General features: G+C 71.5%; 16 protein-coding genes. 6 read left to right on the forward strand and 10 right to left on the reverse strand.

All coding sequences use genetic code 11. The features are described 5' to 3' along the window. The first annotated feature begins 108 nt into the window (after positions 1-108). Positions 109-2,724 carry a S8 family serine peptidase gene (locus tag Q0Z83_RS07445; RefSeq protein ID WP_317793063.1) on the forward strand — a complete coding sequence of 872 codons (2,616 nt, stop codon included), beginning with the start codon at positions 109-111 and terminating at the stop codon, positions 2,722-2,724. 73 nt (positions 2,725-2,797) lie between these two features. Here the strand turns inward: Q0Z83_RS07445 and Q0Z83_RS07450 are convergent, their stop codons facing one another. Continuing rightward, positions 2,798-3,778 (reverse strand): aldo/keto reductase, encoded by a 981-nt coding sequence (locus tag Q0Z83_RS07450; RefSeq protein WP_317793064.1) that lies wholly within the window; start codon positions 3,776-3,778, stop codon positions 2,798-2,800. Between the two features lie 64 nt (positions 3,779-3,842). Between Q0Z83_RS07450 and Q0Z83_RS07455 the strand changes: the two genes are divergently transcribed. Next, a complete protein-coding gene (locus tag Q0Z83_RS07455; RefSeq protein WP_317793065.1) occupies positions 3,843-4,805 on the forward strand; it encodes a winged helix-turn-helix domain-containing protein in 963 nt (320 codons plus the stop codon). A gap of 30 nt (positions 4,806-4,835) precedes the next feature. Here the strand turns inward: Q0Z83_RS07455 and Q0Z83_RS07460 are convergent, their stop codons facing one another. Next, complete coding sequence (locus Q0Z83_RS07460) at positions 4,836-5,288, reverse strand: hemerythrin domain-containing protein (protein WP_317793066.1); 453 nt, start codon at positions 5,286-5,288, stop codon at positions 4,836-4,838. A gap of 207 nt (positions 5,289-5,495) precedes the next feature. On the opposite strand from Q0Z83_RS07460, the gene Q0Z83_RS07465 reads away from it, so the two are divergent. The 3 genes from Q0Z83_RS07465 (at position 5,496) to Q0Z83_RS07475 (ending at position 8,551) form a co-directional block, all read left to right on the forward strand. Further along, positions 5,496-6,302 (forward strand): MBL fold metallo-hydrolase, encoded by an 807-nt coding sequence (locus Q0Z83_RS07465; protein WP_317793067.1) that lies wholly within the window; start codon positions 5,496-5,498, stop codon positions 6,300-6,302. A gap of 190 nt (positions 6,303-6,492) precedes the next feature. Beyond that, complete coding sequence (locus Q0Z83_RS07470) at positions 6,493-7,266, forward strand: hypothetical protein (RefSeq protein WP_317793068.1); 774 nt, start codon at positions 6,493-6,495, stop codon at positions 7,264-7,266. A gap of 70 nt (positions 7,267-7,336) precedes the next feature. Further along, a complete protein-coding gene (locus Q0Z83_RS07475) occupies positions 7,337-8,551 on the forward strand; it encodes a hypothetical protein (RefSeq protein WP_317793069.1) in 1,215 nt (404 codons plus the stop codon). A gap of 8 nt (positions 8,552-8,559) precedes the next feature. Here the strand turns inward: Q0Z83_RS07475 and Q0Z83_RS07480 are convergent, their stop codons facing one another. The 4 genes from Q0Z83_RS07480 to Q0Z83_RS07495 all read right to left on the reverse strand — a co-directional run bounded on the left by Q0Z83_RS07480 (position 8,560) and on the right by Q0Z83_RS07495 (position 12,504). Continuing rightward, the gene (locus Q0Z83_RS07480) at positions 8,560-9,432 is read right to left on the reverse strand and encodes a LysR family transcriptional regulator (protein ID WP_317793070.1); all 873 of its coding nucleotides are present in this window, start codon (positions 9,430-9,432) and stop codon (positions 8,560-8,562) included. Between the two features lie 308 nt (positions 9,433-9,740). Continuing rightward, positions 9,741-10,748 (reverse strand): ABC transporter permease subunit, encoded by a 1,008-nt coding sequence (locus tag Q0Z83_RS07485; protein ID WP_317793071.1) that lies wholly within the window; start codon positions 10,746-10,748, stop codon positions 9,741-9,743. Beyond that, positions 10,745-11,731, reverse strand: coding sequence for an ATP-binding cassette domain-containing protein (locus tag Q0Z83_RS07490; protein WP_317793072.1), 987 nt, complete (start codon positions 11,729-11,731; stop codon positions 10,745-10,747). The genes Q0Z83_RS07485 and Q0Z83_RS07490 overlap by 4 nt, the downstream gene beginning before the upstream one ends. A 74-nt stretch (positions 11,732-11,805) precedes the next feature. After that, a complete protein-coding gene (locus tag Q0Z83_RS07495; RefSeq protein WP_317793073.1) occupies positions 11,806-12,504 on the reverse strand; it encodes an SDR family NAD(P)-dependent oxidoreductase in 699 nt (232 codons plus the stop codon). A gap of 147 nt (positions 12,505-12,651) precedes the next feature. Here Q0Z83_RS07495 and Q0Z83_RS07500 point away from each other — a divergent pair, with 147 nt between their 5' ends. Beyond that, positions 12,652-13,230, forward strand: coding sequence for a dihydrofolate reductase family protein (locus Q0Z83_RS07500; RefSeq protein ID WP_317793074.1), 579 nt, complete (start codon positions 12,652-12,654; stop codon positions 13,228-13,230). On the opposite strand, the gene Q0Z83_RS07505 is transcribed toward Q0Z83_RS07500, so the two are convergent. The 4 genes from Q0Z83_RS07505 to Q0Z83_RS07520 all read right to left on the reverse strand — a co-directional run bounded on the left by Q0Z83_RS07505 (position 13,212) and on the right by Q0Z83_RS07520 (position 15,914). After that, a complete protein-coding gene (locus Q0Z83_RS07505) occupies positions 13,212-13,934 on the reverse strand; it encodes a helix-turn-helix domain-containing protein (RefSeq protein ID WP_317793075.1) in 723 nt (240 codons plus the stop codon). The genes Q0Z83_RS07500 and Q0Z83_RS07505 overlap by 19 nt on opposite strands. 15 nt (positions 13,935-13,949) lie before the next feature. Then, a complete protein-coding gene (locus Q0Z83_RS07510; protein ID WP_317793076.1) occupies positions 13,950-14,657 on the reverse strand; it encodes a VIT1/CCC1 transporter family protein in 708 nt (235 codons plus the stop codon). A gap of 121 nt (positions 14,658-14,778) precedes the next feature. After that, positions 14,779-15,378 (reverse strand): class I SAM-dependent methyltransferase, encoded by a 600-nt coding sequence (locus Q0Z83_RS07515; RefSeq protein WP_317793077.1) that lies wholly within the window; start codon positions 15,376-15,378, stop codon positions 14,779-14,781. Continuing rightward, a complete protein-coding gene (locus tag Q0Z83_RS07520) occupies positions 15,378-15,914 on the reverse strand; it encodes a TetR/AcrR family transcriptional regulator (protein ID WP_317793078.1) in 537 nt (178 codons plus the stop codon). The genes Q0Z83_RS07515 and Q0Z83_RS07520 overlap by 1 nt, the downstream gene beginning before the upstream one ends. Between the last annotated feature and the right edge of the window lie 95 nt (positions 15,915-16,009).

Raw genomic sequence — 16,009 nt, forward strand, 5'->3', positions numbered from 1 at the left:
AGCCACCCGGATGTCCGCCATCCGTCACCCGGGACATCGGTCCTAGGTCCGGCCGCGCGCTGTCGGGCACGATGAGCTTCGATGCTCGGGCGGGTCGGGGAGGCCGGGATGGACCAGCGACGATGGGGATTCGCGGCGCTCGCGGCCATCCTCGCGATACCGGCGCCGGCCCTGCCCGCGGCCGCCGCGTCCGCCGGGCAGACCCGCTTCATCGTCCGGCTGGCCACCGACGGCGAGAAGCCGGTCATCGCGAGCGGGCGGACGATGTTCACCACGAGCGGCCGGACGGTGCGGGTGCACCGCTGGTTCGGCGCCGCGCTGCCCGGGTTCACCGCCGACCTCACCCCGGCCAGGGCCGCCGAACTGCGCCGGGACCCGGCGGTGGCCGCGGTCGAACCGGTCCGCCGGGTGCAGATCAGCGACACGCAGACCGACGCGCCGTGGGGGCTGGACCGGACTGACCAGCGGGCGCTGCCGCTGGACGGCTCGTACACCTGGACCGGCGGCGGCGAGGGGGTCACCGCGTATGTCGTGGACACCGGTGTGCTGCCCACCCACAGCGACTTCGGCGGCCGGGCGTCGGCGCCGGTCAGCACGGTCGACGACCCGTTCGGTGTGACCGACTGCCACGGCCACGGGACACATGTGGCGGGCACGCTGGCCGGCACCACCTACGGCGTGGCGAAACGGGCCACGATCGTCGGCGTGCGGGTGCTGGACTGCCAGGGCACCGGCACCGACGAGGAGGTGATCGCCGGCCTGGACTGGGTGATCGCCAACCACACGACCGGCCCCGCGGTGGTCAACCTGAGCCTGGGCGGCGACCCGTCCCCGGCGTTGGAGCAGGCGGTGAACGCGACGATCGCGGACGGCATCGTGGTGGTCGCGGCGGCCGGTAACGACGGCGCCGACGCCTGCGGGCACAGCCCGGCCCGGGTTCCGGCCGCGGTGACGGTCGGCGCGACCGACGACGACGACTCGCTGGCCTGGTTCTCCAACCGCGGCCCGTGCGTCGACCTGCTGGCCCCCGGCGACGGTGTGCTGTCGGCGGCGACGTGGTCGTCGACGGCGAGCACCACGATGTCCGGCACCTCGATGGCGACCCCGCACGTGGCCGGCGCCGCCGCGCTGATGCTGGGCCGCGAGCCGCAACTCACCCCGGCGGTGGTGGCCGCCCGGCTGACCTCCTCGGCGACGCCCGACAAGATCACCGGGGTGCCCGGCAGCACCCCGAACCTGCTGCTCGCCACCCTGACCACGCCGCTGCCGCTGGCCACCGCGGCGACCCGGCGTCTCCCGGACGCCCTGGCCGGCCGCCCTTACCAGGCGACATTGCGGGCCACCGGCGGCGTCGGACCCTACACGTTCAGCGTCACCGGCGGCGCGTTGCCGGCGGGACTCACCCTCAGCACGGCCGGCACGGTCTCCGGCACACCGGCTTCCACCGCAACGGCGACCACCGCGACGGTACGGCTACGTGACGCCGCGAACACGACGATGACGGCGGCGGTGACCGTGGCTGTGCGGGCACCCGGGCTCCCGGCGCTGAACGAGTCGCTCCCGATAGCCCGGGACGCGGGCGGCGGCCCACTGCCGTCGGACGCCGGCTCACCGTCGCTGAGCGCCGACGGCCGTTACGTGGCCTTCGTGACCGCCAGTGACGCCAACCCGGCCGACGTCTACGTCTCTGACCTGGCCACCGCGACGACCATCCTGATCAGCCGGACCTCGGCCGGGACAGCCGGTGACGGCGCGAGCCGGGAGCCGGACATCTCCGCCGACGGCCGCTGGATCGGGTTCACCTCGGCGGCCCGGCTGACCGCCGAGGACACCAACGACAGCGACGACGTCTACCTGGCCGACCGCACGACGGGCGCGGTGAAACTGATCAGCCGCCCGGCCGGCGGACCGGCGGCGGGCGGCGGTCACTCCCCGTCAGTCTCCTCCGGCGGTACGGCGGTCGCCTACCTGGCGTCCGAGCCGGCACTGTGGGGCGGCATCGGTTACGGCGTCACCGACCAGGTGCTGGTCGCCGCGAACGGCACGAACACCCTGGTCAGCGTGACCCGGGCCGGGGCGGCGGCGGATGCCACCAGCGACCGTCCGGTGATCTCCGACGACGGCCGGTACGTGGCGTTCACGTCGTTGGCCGGTGGCCTGACCGCCGACGAGCCGGGCTCGTACACCTCACACGCGTATCGGCGGGACCTTGTCACCCGTACCACCGCGATGGTCTCGGCATGGGCGAACGGCGACCCGGACGCCTGGGGTGAGCTGCTCGATCTGTCGGCCGACGGCCGATATGCCCTGTTCACCTCGATGGACGACCTGACCGGGCACGGCTCGTTCCACACCCAGCCCTACCGCCGTGACCTGACCACCGGAGCGACGGTCGTGGCCGGTGCGACGGAGGACCAGATCATCTCCGGCACATTGTCCCGGGACGGGTCGCGGGCGATCGTCGGCGTGCACCGCTCGGACCCGTTCGACCCGACCGCCGACCGATCGTCATTGCTCTCCGTGACGTTGCCCGCGGGCACCGCCACCCGGGTCGCCGACTGGTATCCGGCGGTCACCGACGACTTCCTGACCACCAGGTACGCCTGGGACGGCGCCGCTCTGTCGGCGGACGGCACCTACGCGGTGCTCGCCACCACCGACGCGTCCGCGATCCCCGGCTACCTCGCCGGAACCCTGACCCCGAGGGCCACCCGGCTGCGGTGATCGCGCCTGCGACGGTGTCGCCCTCACCTACGTGTCCGGCGAACGGGTCCACGCCGCCCCGGACGCCTGAACCTCACCAGGCCCAGGCCTCGGGGCCCGGGCCGCCGTCGCCGATCGGCGGGAAGATCGCGTCCAGGGTGGCCAGGGCGTCGGCGTCCAACGGGGTGGACAGGGCGGTGATCGGCAGGTCGAGCTGGTCGGCGGTGCGCGGGCCGAGGACCGGGGCGGTCACCTCCGGGCGGGACAGCAGCCAGGCCAGGGCGATCGTGGTCGGGTCCTGGCCGATCTCGGCACACCATTGTTCGTACCGCGTGATGGCCGCTCGATGCGGGACGACCCGCTCGGGCGCGTGCTGGACCGCGCGCCCGGGCACCCCGTCGCGTTGTTTGCGCAACGCGCCGGAGAGGGCACCGAAATGCAGCGGTGAGTAGGGCAGGACGCCGATGCCGAGTGCGGCCGCCGCGGGCAGCACCTCCAGCTCGACATACCTGATCACCAGATTGTATTTGCATTGTTCGGAGACGATGCCGAGGAAATGACGGCGGTCGGCCGCGGCCTGCGCGCGGGCCAGATGCCAGCCGGCGAAGTTCGACGAGCCGACATAGCGCACCTTGCCCTGCGCGACCAGGAGTTCCATCGCCTGCCAGATCTCCTCCCACGGCGTCCGGCGATCGATGTGGTGCATCTGGAAGACGTCGATCCATTCGGTACGCAACCGGCGCAACGACGATTCACAGGAGGCGATGAGGTGACGCGCCGACAGGCCACGGTCGTTCGGGTCGTCGCTCATCGGCGCGTACACCTTCGTCGCCAGCACCACCCGGTCCCGGTTTCCGGTCCGGTCCAGCCAGTTGCCGATGAACCGTTCGCTGAGCCCGTCGCCGGTCTCCCGGCCGTACATGTTCGCGGTGTCCACGAAATTGATGCCGGACTCGAATGCCCGGTCGAGAATCGCGTGACTCTGTTCCTCGTCGATCTGCCAGCCGAAATTCATCGTGCCGACGCAGAGCCGGCTCACGGTCAGGCCGGTCCGGCCCAGACGGGTGTATTCCATGCCGGGAGACCGTAGGCATCCGGTCGTCGTGGCGGAATCCGTTCGACTGTGCTCGAATGCCACCGTGATCGAGTGGGAGTTCGGACCGGCCGACGTGGCCGGGCTGCGGTTCGCCCATTCGCCGATGGCCGAGGTGGTGGCCGGCGTGTTCGCTCTGCGTGCGGTCGGCGGGCCGCACGAGGCGTGGCGGCGCCGGGTCGCTCCCGAGCTGTCGCGATGGCCGACGTTCCGGGCCGTGCTGTGCGGCCCGCTCGGGTATGCGCCGGACTTCCTGACCCCGCCGCCGCACGGCAGCCGGCCCACGTTCGCCGACGAACTGGCCGAGGTGGCCGCGACACCGCTCGACGTGGTCGCCGAACAGGTGGCCGCCGGGTGGTCGGGCCGTTCCGCGCCGCCGGAGATCGAATGGTTCACCCGCGACCCGGCGGCCGCACTCGCGCGTCTCGTCGCGGAGATCCGTGGTTACTTCGAGGTGGCGATCCGGCCACTGTGGCCACGGCTGCGGGCCGCCGCGGCCACCGAGATCGCCGTGCGCGGTCGGGTCGCCGCCGAGCACGGCGCCCGGCGGCTCGTCGACGGACTGCACCCGCGGCTGGGCTGGGACGGTGCCGCGCTGCAACTGCGCTACCCGCACAAACACGGTCGATGGAGCCTCGACGGACACCGGCTGACCCTGCTGCCGACCGGGTTCGCCGGGGGCGAGATCTACGCGATGCCCGACTCGCCGGTCGGGCGGACCCTCTGGTACGGACCGCGCGGCTTCGGCAACGTGTGGACCGCCGAGGCCGCGCCGAAGGCCGACGCCCGGCTGTCGGCGCTGCTCGGGCCGACCCGGGCGGCGGTGCTGACGCTGTTGGCCGCCCCGCACAGCACCGGTGACGTCGCGGCCCGCCTCGACCTGTCGGCCGGCACCGCGTCGCATCACCTCACGACGCTGCGCGATGCCGGCCTGGCGACCGCCTCCCGGTCCGGGCGGCGGCTGCTCTACGAGCGCACCCACCTCGGCGACCAGTTGGCCGGCCAGTAACTCGGCCTGGCAGGCCTGGTGGCGGGCGGGTCACAGGGGGCCCAGTGCCTCCTGCGGGTCCACGTGCAGGTCGAGGGACTCCAGCACGGTCAGGAGCATGCGTTCCTCGTACCGGAAATGGTTTTCCATGATCGCGCCGATGCCCTCCAGATGCCGCCGCAGCTCGTCCGGCCCGGCGGAGCGGCCCGCGGCGGCCTGCAGGCTGCCCAGCAGATAGTCGATCATCGAATGGTCCTGGGTCAGTTTCCGCAGCACCTGACGCAGATCCGGGTGGGCGGCCGCGATGGCCGGGAACAGGGTGCGGTCCTCGCCGCGGTGATGGCCGTCGAGGGCGGCGCAGAACCCGCGGCAGTAGAGCAGCAGGTCGTCGATCGCCATCTCGTCCGACTCGAGGGTCAGTCGCAACGCGGCACGCAGACGTGCGTGCACCGCGCGCATTTCCTGGGCCCAGGCCACCAGCCTGGTCGTCTCGCGCTCAGACACGCCGGCCTCAGCTTTGCGAGAACGAAGGGCGCGACATCAAAGTCGACCTCCTTCGGTACGGCGCCTCCATGCCTGACACGGTCTGCCACCGGCACGCGACGCTGCCGAGACCCTATCGCGCCGTGGTGTCGGTGCGCACACCCCTCTCCCTATTACCTGACTCATCAGTTACTGTTGCATCAGACAGTTTCTTCGAGGAGGCACCCCATGAGCACGCTCGACTTCCAGGTCTTCGACCTCGACTTCCCGGTCGGGAGCCGTAACAAGACCGCCACCCTGGTCACCGGCGAGACCGACGCGCTGCTGGTCGACGCCGGATTCACCCGCGCCGACGGCCACCGCCTGGCCGCCGCGATCCTCGACTCCGGCAAGCGCCTCACCACGATCGTGATCAGTCACGGCGACCCCGACTTCTACTTCGGCGCCGAGGTGGTCGCCGACGCCTTCCCGGACGCCGTGATCGTCGCGACGCCTCAGGTGATCGCCCACATCCAGCGGTCCTACGAGAAGAAGCTGACCGCGTGGGCGTCGGCCGGAGCCAACCTGCCGACCCGGCTGGTCGACCTGACCCCGCTCACCGGTGACCTCACCCTGGAAGGGCACCGGTTCGAGCTGCGCGGCGGCTCGGCCGAACTGCCCGACCGGCACTACCTGTGGCAGGCCGAGCACCGGGCCGTCATCGGCGGGGTGCTGCTCTTCCAGCAGGAACACGTCTGGACCGCGGACACCGCCCGCCCCGAGCAGCGCGCCGCCTGGATCGCCCAGCTGGACGAGATCACCGCCCTCGACCCGGTGCTGGTGGTTCCCGGTCACCGGCTGCCCGGCACCGCCGCCGACCTGACCGCGGTCACCGGCACCCGTGACTACCTGGTCGCCTTCGAGGAGGAACTGGCCGCGGCGGCCGACGGCCCGGCTCTCACCGAGGCCCTGATCGCCCGGTTCCCCGAGCACGGCATGCTGATCGCCGCCCAGATCGGTGCGAAGGTCGCCAAGGGCGAGATGACGTGGGGCTGACGGGCCGTCCGATCGTCCGCTTCGAACAGTTCGCGGGCGCCGCCGGTGGGCGGGCCGCCATGCCGTGACCGTTCCGCCGAGTGACCGGGGCATACGTCCTCCATAGAGTGATGCCGTCCGCCCCGCGCCGGCCGAGGGAGCCCCGCTGACCCTGCTCAAGGCCCGCCTGCCGATCCTGCATCTGCTCGTCGTGCTGGGCACCGTGACGGCTCTGCTGGCCTGGGCCGCCACCATCGACTACTCGCCGCTGGCCGGGTTCCTGGCCGTGCTGGTGTCGGCCCTGGCCGCGGTGTTCTGGCAGGCCCGCCGCACCGGGCTGCTCGGGCCGCTCGACAACGGCGCCGTCGCCTGGACGCTGCGCGCCGCCGGTTACGCCCTCGCCGTCGCGGTGGCCGGGTTCGCCATCGTCCACACCCATCCGGCCACCCTCGAAGCCGCCGACACCGGGGCCGCGATCCTTACCCTGGCCACCGTCGCGACCGCCTTCGTGACCGCCCTGGCCCTGGTGTTCAGCCCGGCGGTGCCCGCCCGGGTCCGGTACACGGCCATCGGCGGGAGCCTGGCCGCCACCCTGATCTGGCTGTCCGCCGTGGTGATCGCCGCACCGATCCCGGCCACCGTCGGATGGGCTCTGGCGGCGGCCGGTGCCGCCGCGATCACCGCCGTCCTGGCCGACGCCAGGCCGTCCGGAACCACCGCGGGTGGGCTGATCGCCGGGCTGCTCGCCGTCGCCGGGACGCTGGCGCTGATCTTCGCCGCGGTGGTCGCCCTGGCGCACTGGGGGCCGGACGCGCTCATCCCGAACGTGACCCCGCACGCTCCGGCCGGCCGCCAGATCGCCGAGAGCCGGATCGAGATCGTCGACCCGTACATCGTGGTTCTGGTGCTCAGCGCCGTCGCCGCGACCGCCCTGAGCCTGACCGCCGTTTTCGCCCCCACCGGAGATCCCCGCCGCGCCCCATAGCCGCCCGCCGTTGTGGCATTTCTGTGATCGACCCGTCACTATGGAGCGCCACCGGCATGGAGGGGCTCCCATGGACCTGAGCGTCGTGTTGCCGATCATCGGCCCGGTCGTCGGAGTCGCCGGCCTGACGATTGCGATCTTGAACCGTCGTGGTGTCACCCGCCAGCAGGAGGTCTCGCGCTATCGCGAGGTGCGCAAGGTGGTCCGGAGCCGGCAGGGCCGGCTGGGGGCGGTGGCCTGGGAAACGGCTGATCCGGCGTGGAAGGCGGCCCCGGTTCCGGTCCTGACCAGGCCGGGCTGGATCCTGGAGACACCGCTGCCTCTCGACCGGGTCGGCCTGCGCCTGCTGCCTGGTTCCGAGGTGCCCGACCGCAGCGGGCCGAGCGCCGAACGAGCGGCGCGACTGCTTCCGCGGCGTGAGAGCAACCGCGGGAGGCTGAGATACAGCGAGGCCCTGGTGGACATCGACGGTCTCGACCACCTGCACAACGGGAACGTCTACCGGCCGGTGGCGGTCGAGGCGGACGGCCGAGGCCTGTCGATCGACTTCATCGGCGGCAGGTATTTCGACCACCTCGACACATCCGAGATCCTCGCCTTCGAGACGGCCGCCGGGCGGGGCCGGCGGTTTCCGCTCCGGCGGAGTTACCGGCGGAGCCTGGGTGACCCGTTCGATCTGCATGCCCGTGCCACGAGCCTGGGGGTGCTGACACTGACCGTCATCAAGACGGATGACGGCGCCCGTTTCCTGATGCACTCGCGGGACGACAACCAGGTGGTGGTCGGCTCGAAGGCGATGCATGTCGTGCCGGCGGGGGAGTTCACGCCCGCCTCGGTGTATCTGGAAGCCGATGCCGAGGACTTCGACATCTGGCGGACGATCATGCGGGAGTACGCCGAGGAACTGCTCGACCGGGAGGAGGCGTACGGCAAGGAGGGTTCCGGCTTGCACTACGCCGACGAGCCGCCGTTCCGTGAACTGGAGGAAGCGCGCCGCAGTGGTGCCCTGCACGTGTACGCGCTCGGCCTGGGTCTGGACCCTCTCACCTGGAAGCCGGAACTGTTCACGGTCTGTGTCTTCGAGCCGGGTGCGGCGGAGCGAATCTTCCAGGCGGCCGTGAAGCGCACCTGGGAGGGAACTGTTCTCCGGGGTACCGACGGCAGAGGCCTGCGTTTCGACGCCGCAACGGTCAGGCGTTACTCGGGTGATCCGAACACCAGGCGGGGTGCCTCCGCGTGCCTGGATCTCGCCTGGCGGCATCGTGACGTGCTGGGGATCTCCTGAGCACCGGCTCACCGCTGGGGGAGCAGGTCGAGGAAGGCCTCGGCGGCGGGTGGGATCTGGCCGGTGGGCGGGGCGATCACGGCGAGGGTCCAGGTGTACGACGGCTCGTCGATCGGCACCGTTCGCAGGTCCGGCCGGCCGGCGGTGAGGGAGTCGGTGACCAGGGCGACGCCCAGCCCGGTCTCCACGAAATCGAGCATCGCGGCCACGTCGGTCACCTCGTAGGGGATGTCCGGCTCCCGACCGGCCTCCCGGAAGATCCGGTCGATCAACGCGCGGCCCTGCGAACCCGGCGGGGTGGCCACGAAACTCTCCCGGGCCAGCTCGTGCGGGCCGACGCCGGTGTGCCCGGCCAACCGGTGCCCACGATGGCAGGCGACCACCAGCGGGCCGGTGGCCACCTCGACGACGGTCAGGTCGGCCGGCGCCGGGTCGGGCTGCGACACGACGGCCACGTCGAGCCGGCCGCCGCGGACCGCGTCGATCAAGTGCTCGGTGGTGCCGGGGGTGTAGCGGACGGCCAGCGCCGGATGCTCCCGACGGATCCGCTGCAGCAGCGCCGGCTGGTCCAGCAGGTCGAACGTGGGGATCCCGCCGACCCGCAACGACCCGGCCAGCAGGTTGCGCACGTCGGTGACGACCGAACGGGCGGCGGCGGCGGCCGCCAGGCACCGCCGGGCCTCGGCCAGGAACAGGGCGCCGGCCTCGGTGAGCGAGACGCTCCGGGTGGTCCGTCGCAGCAGTGGTACGCCCAACTCGCGCTCCAGCCCACGAATGGACGTGGAGAACGCCGACGGCACCACGTTGCACCTCGCCGCCGCGCGGCCGGAATGGTGCTCCTCGGCCACCGCGACGAACTGTTCCAGCTGCCGCAGTTCCACCGGTTCATTCTCCCCGGACGAACAGTGCCGCCTACGATTCACCCGGAAAGAACAGTACGTGGAGGAGGGCCGGGCCATGACGAACTGCTCGGCAGACGCTCTCAGCCGCCGCCCGCGACGGGCCCGGTCGTCGCCCGGCCGGCCAGGGGATCCCCATTACCTCGAACCGGATCTGTGTTGCTTCCTACCGTGGGTGCGCAGCCACATGACCCGCCCACACCTGTGCATGATCGTCACCTGCGGTCACGGCTGACACGGACGAGCCCCCGACCCTGATCAGGGCCGAGGGCTCGTCCGCGGGGAACGGGTCAGGAGATGTCGCGGCGGCGCATCGCCCACATGGCCGCGGCCACGACCAGGACCGTCGCCACCGCCATGCCGATACCGGCGGTCTGCCACGTCATGAGGAACGTGTCCGGTTTACAGCCGCCGTCGGACGAGAAGTTGCAGGAGTTGTAGTCCTCGACCAGGTACTCCTTGTACATCCAGGCGAAGCCCCACATCGGGACGAGCCACGCGTCCGGATACTTGGCGCCGGCCATGCTGGCCATGATGGCGACACCGATCTGCAGTGCGCCGAGGCCGACGAGCGCGCCCAGCGCCATACCGGTGTGCCGGCCCAGCGATGCCAGCGCGAACCCGAGCGCACCGCCGACCACCACCAGGGCCAGACCACGCAGCCCGGTCAGACCGAACGACTGCCACACGCCCGAGGTCATCCGCTCGGTGCTGCCGCGGAGGCTGGCGATCAGTACGAAGGCGCCCGTCCAGAACGCGCCGAGCAGCAGCGACAGGCCGGTGAACCAGCCCAGGACGACACCCAGCTTGGTGCCCAGGACCTGGAGTCGCTTCGGCCGCCAGAGCAGCAGGTTCATCATGCCGCCGCTGTTCCACTCGGAGCCGACGAAGGACGCGCCGATGAGGAACGCCGCCGACGCGAGCAGCACCGCGAGCAGGGTGATCATGTTGCCGTACTCGTCCCGGAGCTCGAACGTCTCGGGCATGTACCACTTGTAGTCGTACTCCTCCGGGGTGGGCACCCAGAGTTCGTCGCAGTCGGCCGGATAGTTGCTCGCCTCCGGGGTGCCCGCCGCCGCCAGGCACTTCACCTTGTCGGCTTCGGCGGTCTTCAGCGCCTCCTGGTAGTACCCGGTGGCCTCGGCCTTCGCCGCGGTGATCTCCGAGTCGGTGACCTTCCGGTTGCTGAGGAAGGTGCCGGCGACGACCGCCGCCATGATCAGCACCACGCCGAGCAGGATCACCGTGGTGAAACGGCGCTTGAACAGGCGCCGGGTTTCCGCGCGTACCAGGCTCATTGGCCCCATCCGTTCTTGGCGCCGCTGATCGAGGACTCGTCGACCTGCCGGTTCTGCCCGGCGATCGGCGCGGTGCCGGTCAGTTCGAGGAAGACGTCCTCGAGGTCGGCCGAGACCGGAGTCAGCTCACTGAGGTAGACACCCTTCTGGGCGAGCACCCGGGTGATGGTCGACGGGTTGGGGGCGTTCGCGACCGTCATGTAGTCGCTCTCCAGGTTCACCTGGGCGCCCGCCTCCCGCAGCGTGTTCGCCGCGGCCAGCAGGTCGACGCCGGCCTCCAACCGGACCCGGACCACGCCCGACGTGTGCTGGGCCAGCACCTCGGCCACCGAACCCGAGGTCACCCGCCGGCCGGCCGAGATGATCGTGACCGAGTCGCAGATCAGCTGGATCTCGCCGAGGATGTGGCTGGACAGCAGCACCGTCATGCCGGATGTGGAGAGGTCACGCATCAGCGTGCGCATCTCCCGGATGCCGCCCGGGTCCAGGCCGTTCGCCGGCTCGTCCAGGATCAGCAGCTTCGGCTCCTTGAGCAGCGCCGACGCCACGGCCAGGCGTTGCTTCATGCCGAGTGAGTAGGTCTTCACCCGCTCCTTGGACCGGTCGCGCAGGCCGACCAGGTCGAGCACCGCCGGCACCCGGTTGCGGTTCACGCCGCCGGCGTCGGCGAGCAGGCTCAACGTCGTCTCGGCGGTGAAGTTGCCGAAGAACTGCGGGCTCTCCACGATGGCACCGACCTGCCCGGCCACCTCGGGCAGGTGGTGCGGCACCTCCTTGCCGAGGATCGCCATGCGGCCGCCGTTGGGCTTGATCAGCCCGAGCAGCGTACGCAGCGTGGTGGTCTTGCCCGAGCCGTTGGGCCCGAGGAATCCGTGCACCTGACCGGCTTCGACGACCATGTCGAAGCCGTCCAGGGCGTTCCGGACACCTTTACGGCTGCGATAGGTCTTTCGCAGTCCTGATATCTCGAGTACGGGGGTCACTCGGGGGACCCTAGATCACCGGCGCCACACTTCGATGTCCCGGGAAAATGCCATTCATCGGTACGGGTGACAGATCACCAGGGCAGCGGGCCGAATCGGTCCAGGTAACGGCCGGTGCCGGCACCCGGATCCTCGGTCGCACACGTCACGATCGCGTCGGTTCCCTCGGTCACCGTCTGGGGGCCGCTGTGCCCGTTGAGATCGGTGGCGGTGTATCCCGGGTCGACCGCGTTGAACCGGATGCCGGGGAACGCCTTCGCGTACTGGGTGGTCATCATGGTGACGGCCGCCTTCGACGCGTTGTAGAGCGGCGCCACCACCGACGACTCGATCCGGTTCGGGTCGTGGGTGAGCGCCTGGGAGCCCAGGCCGCTGCTGACGTTCACCACCGCCGGGTCGGTGCCCGCCTGGAGCAGCGGCAGGAAGGCGCCGGTCGTCCGTACGATGCCGATGACGTTGGTCTCGAAGACCCGGACCGCGTCGCCCGCCGCGAGATCGGTGGCCTGCGTCTGGGGTCCGGCGATGCCGGCGTTGTTGATCAGCACGTCGAGCCGCCCCTCGGTGGCCGTGACGTCGGCGGCCGCCGCGGCGACCGAGGCGTCGTCGGTGACGTCGAGTGCCACGAACCGGCCACCGATCTCGGCGGCGGCCTTGCGGCCCCGGTCGGCGTCCCGGGCCCCGACCAGAACGGTGTGCCCGAGCTGGGCGAGTCGGCGGGCGGCCTCGAAGCCGAGTCCCTTGTTGGCGCCGGTGATGAGAACGATCTTTGACATGCCTTCACCCTCCGCCGCCGCGGGAGCCCCATCCAGAGACCGTTCCTCGGTAGGACCGCGAGTACCACCCTGTCGTTTCTGTCCAAGACGGCGGCCGAGGCCGGGGCCTAGCGTGGAATCCACAGCCCCCGAGTACGAGGAGACACCATGCGTGACCTGGTCTGGACCGGTTTCATGTCGCTCGACGGCGTCGTGGACTCGCCCGGCGGCGGGCCCGGCGAGGAGCATCGCGGCGGTGGCTGGGTGTTCAAGGACCTCGAGTTCGTGCCGGAGGCCTGGTCCCTGAAGGGTGAGGAGCTCGCCGACACCACGGCGCTGATGTTCGGCCGGCGCAGCTATCAGGCGTTCGCCCCGGTCTGGCCCGGCTCCGAGGACCACGCCGCCTACAAGGACCTGCCCAAGTACGTGGTGTCGTCGACGCTGACGGACGACGCACTGGCCGACGGGTGGGGGCCGACGACGATCCTGCGCTCGACCGACGACGTGGCCGCGCTCAAGCAGGGCGACGGCGGGGCGATCTTCATCCACGGCAGTGCGGAGCTGGCCCGGCGGTTGTCCGACGCGGGCCTGATCGACCGCTACCACCTGCTGGTCTTCCCGGTGCTGTTGGGTGCGGGCAAGAGCCTGTTCGGGCGGGTCGACCGGGACAAGCACATGCTGACGCTGCGCGAGTCGCAGAGTTACGCCAACGGCATCCTGAAGCTGATCTACGACGTGCGGCGCTGATCCCGCTCGTCGGCGAGTTCCAGGGCGATCGGGCCGCCGGCGCCCTCCCGTAACTGCCGGACCGTGCGCCCGACATACGACCGCAGCGCCCGGGCCAGGTGCGGCTCGTCGAAGTAGTCCAGTTTGGTGATCACGTCGCCGGGCGGGGCGCCGCCGGCCAGCAACTCGGCCGCGGTACGGGCCCGCTCGATCTGCCGGACCGCGCCCCTGGTCAGGCCGGTCGCGGCGCGGAACCGGCGCTCGACGGTACGCCCGGACACATCCGGCTGCGCGCCGCGCAACACCTCGGCGACGAGCGGATCGCGGACCACGATCCCGGCCCGGACCAGCCGCTCGACGAGGGCTTCGGCGTCGTCGGGGCCGGGTGTCTCCCAGCGGCCGCCGTCCAGCCGGAACGTCCGGCGGGAGGTGTCGGGCAGCTCGATGCCCCCATCGACGAGGGCGGCGGTGGGCAGCGCCCGCAGTGAGGTGCCGACCGCGAACTCGATGCCGGTGAAGGTCGCGTCCTCCGGCACCGGGGCCGTGCCGGTCCGGGTCTCCGGGCCGGTGACGGCGGCGAACGACCGGCCGGCCCGCGCCCAGAACACCAGGCCCCAGTGCACCCCGGCGACCGAGGTCATCTCGGTGACCCCTCGGCTCGTGCTGGTCCACACGCTGTCGACCCACGGCGAGTCGGATCGGCGTGACCCGAAGAGCAACCCCACGGACCGAAGGGTACGTCAGCCGACCGCCGTGCCGACCAGGGTGCCGATGCCGTAGGTGACGGCCATGCCCGCCGCGCCGCCGACAACCAGCCGGGCCACCGCACGGCCGGGGCGGGCGCTGCCGAGGCGGGCACTCAGGTAGCCGGTGGCGGCCAGGGCGACGATGACCATCACGAACGTGGCGAGCACCCGGACATCGGGCGGCGGCAGCAGGATCGCACCCAGCGGCAGCAGCGAGCCGACGGTGAACGCCACCGCCGAGGCCGCGGCCGCCTGCCACGGGCTGGTCAACTCGTCCGGGTCGAGGTGTAGCTCCACGTCGGCGTGCGCGGCGAACGCGTCCCGGTCGGTGAGCTCCCGGGCCACCTGGCGGGCGGTCGCCGCGCTCAGGCCCTTGGCCCGGTACAGCTCGATCAGCTCTTCGAACTCCTCGTCCGGGAACTCGGCCAGCTCGGCCCGCTCCTTGTCCAGCAGGGCCCGCTCGGTGTCGCGCTGGCTGCTCACCGACACGTACTCACCCAGGGCCATCGACACCGCCCCGGCGACCAGCCCGGCCAGACCGGCGGTCGCGATCGGCCCGGTCGCGGTGGTCGCTCCGGCCACGCCGATCACCAGGCCGGCGGTCGACACGATGCCGTCGTTGGCGCCGAGAACTCCGGCTCGCAGCCAGTTGAGCCGCCCGGACACGGCCGCGTCGTGCGGCTCGCCAGGATGCAGGACCACGATCCCTCCTCACCGGGCCGCGCGCCGAGTGCCGCTCGACGAACAGCGCCTCCTCGGCCGATCCACCGCCCGCCTGTTCAAGCGCGATGATCCGCGGTGGATTCCCGGATCCGGAAGGGTCTCACGACCCGGCGACGGCCGTGATCGCCCCGTGCGGCCGGTGCGCCGGGTCGTCGGCTCGCAGCAGCCGCTCCACCTCGGTGAATCCGGCCGCGGTGAGTCGGTCGCTCAATTCACCGGGCGGCCATCGGTACGCCGTGGTCACCTTGTGGTCGAACGGGCCGAGCTCGTCACCGGTGAAGAAACCGAGCACCAGCTTGCCGCCCGGCGCGAGCAGACGGTGGAAGGAGGCGAGCACCCCGTCCAGGTCCGGCGGCGGCAGGTGGATCGTGGAATACCAGGCCAGGATGCCGGTGATCGAGGTGTCGGCGAACGGAAGGTCGGTCAGCGAGCCGAGCCGGTAGTCCCCGTCCGGATAGGTCGCCCGGGCATGCTCGACGAACTCCGGCGTCAGATCGACACCGATCGCCTCGGCGCCGCGCGAGCGCAGGTGGGCGGTTATGTGGCCGGGCCCACAGCCCAGGTCGAGCACCGGGCCGGGGCGCCCGGTCAGGTGCCGGCCGATCAGTGCGAGGTCGTCGGCGTGCACCTTGTCCTCGGCGCCGAACAGGTCGATGTAGAGGCCGGCGACCGAGCCGTACGCCTCGCGGACGTGATCCATCAGCGCAGAGCCCTCCGGGCCGTGGCGAGCAGGTGGTCGCGCAGCGTCTCGTCGTCGAGGGCGGCCAGTCGCGGGTCCGACCCGGCGATCATCAGGCCGCCGCTGACCAGGCTCACCGCGACCCGGGTGGTGTCGTCCGGGTCGGGGCCGGTGAGCAGGTCCTGCAGCTGTTCGATGACGCCGATCGCGGGATGCCGGCGGACCAGCTGGTTGACCATCGGATCGAAGGTGAGGGCGGCCGCGATCCGGCGGTTGCGTACCACCAGGTCGATGATCCCGGTCAGGGCGGCCTTGCGGCGGGCGGCCGGGGTGCGGCGGAGCCGGGCGACCTCGGCGATCGGGGCCAGCTCCGCCAACGGCGGGCCGATGACGGCCAGGACGATCTCCTCCTTGGCCGGGAACTGGTGATAGACGGCCGCCTTCGTGACTCCCAACCGGTCGGCGATCATCTGCAGCGACGTGCCGGTCACGCCGTGCTCGGTGAACAGGTCCAGGGCCGCGGACAGCAGTCGCTCCCGGGCACGTTTCTCGGCCATCGGATCACCCTATCGGCCCTTGCCTCAGGCTAGCCGCTCGGCTAGCTTTCCGACAACATCAAGATAGCCGTTCGGCTAGTCGATGCGGAGGGGCG

Source organism: Actinoplanes sichuanensis (assembly GCF_033097365.1).
GTDB classification, from domain to species: Bacteria; Actinomycetota; Actinomycetes; order Mycobacteriales; family Micromonosporaceae; genus Actinoplanes; species Actinoplanes sichuanensis.

Excerpts from the sequence above, each read along its gene's own strand:
- Q0Z83_RS07445 (WP_317793063.1), top strand. The coding sequence starts at position 109 with ATGGACCAGCGACGATGGGGATTCGCGGCGCTCGCGGCCATCCTCGCG.
- Q0Z83_RS07450 (WP_317793064.1), bottom strand. The coding sequence starts at position 3,778 with ATGGAATACACCCGTCTGGGCCGGACCGGCCTGACCGTGAGCCGGCTC.
- Q0Z83_RS07465 (WP_317793067.1), top strand. The coding sequence starts at position 5,496 with ATGAGCACGCTCGACTTCCAGGTCTTCGACCTCGACTTCCCGGTCGGG.
- Q0Z83_RS07475 (WP_317793069.1), top strand. The coding sequence starts at position 7,337 with ATGGACCTGAGCGTCGTGTTGCCGATCATCGGCCCGGTCGTCGGAGTC.
- Q0Z83_RS07485 (WP_317793071.1), bottom strand. The coding sequence starts at position 10,748 with ATGAGCCTGGTACGCGCGGAAACCCGGCGCCTGTTCAAGCGCCGTTTC.
- Q0Z83_RS07495 (WP_317793073.1), bottom strand. The coding sequence starts at position 12,504 with ATGTCAAAGATCGTTCTCATCACCGGCGCCAACAAGGGACTCGGCTTC.
- Q0Z83_RS07500 (WP_317793074.1), top strand. The coding sequence starts at position 12,652 with ATGCGTGACCTGGTCTGGACCGGTTTCATGTCGCTCGACGGCGTCGTG.
- Q0Z83_RS07515 (WP_317793077.1), bottom strand. The coding sequence starts at position 15,378 with ATGGATCACGTCCGCGAGGCGTACGGCTCGGTCGCCGGCCTCTACATC.
- Q0Z83_RS07520 (WP_317793078.1), bottom strand. The coding sequence starts at position 15,914 with ATGGCCGAGAAACGTGCCCGGGAGCGACTGCTGTCCGCGGCCCTGGAC.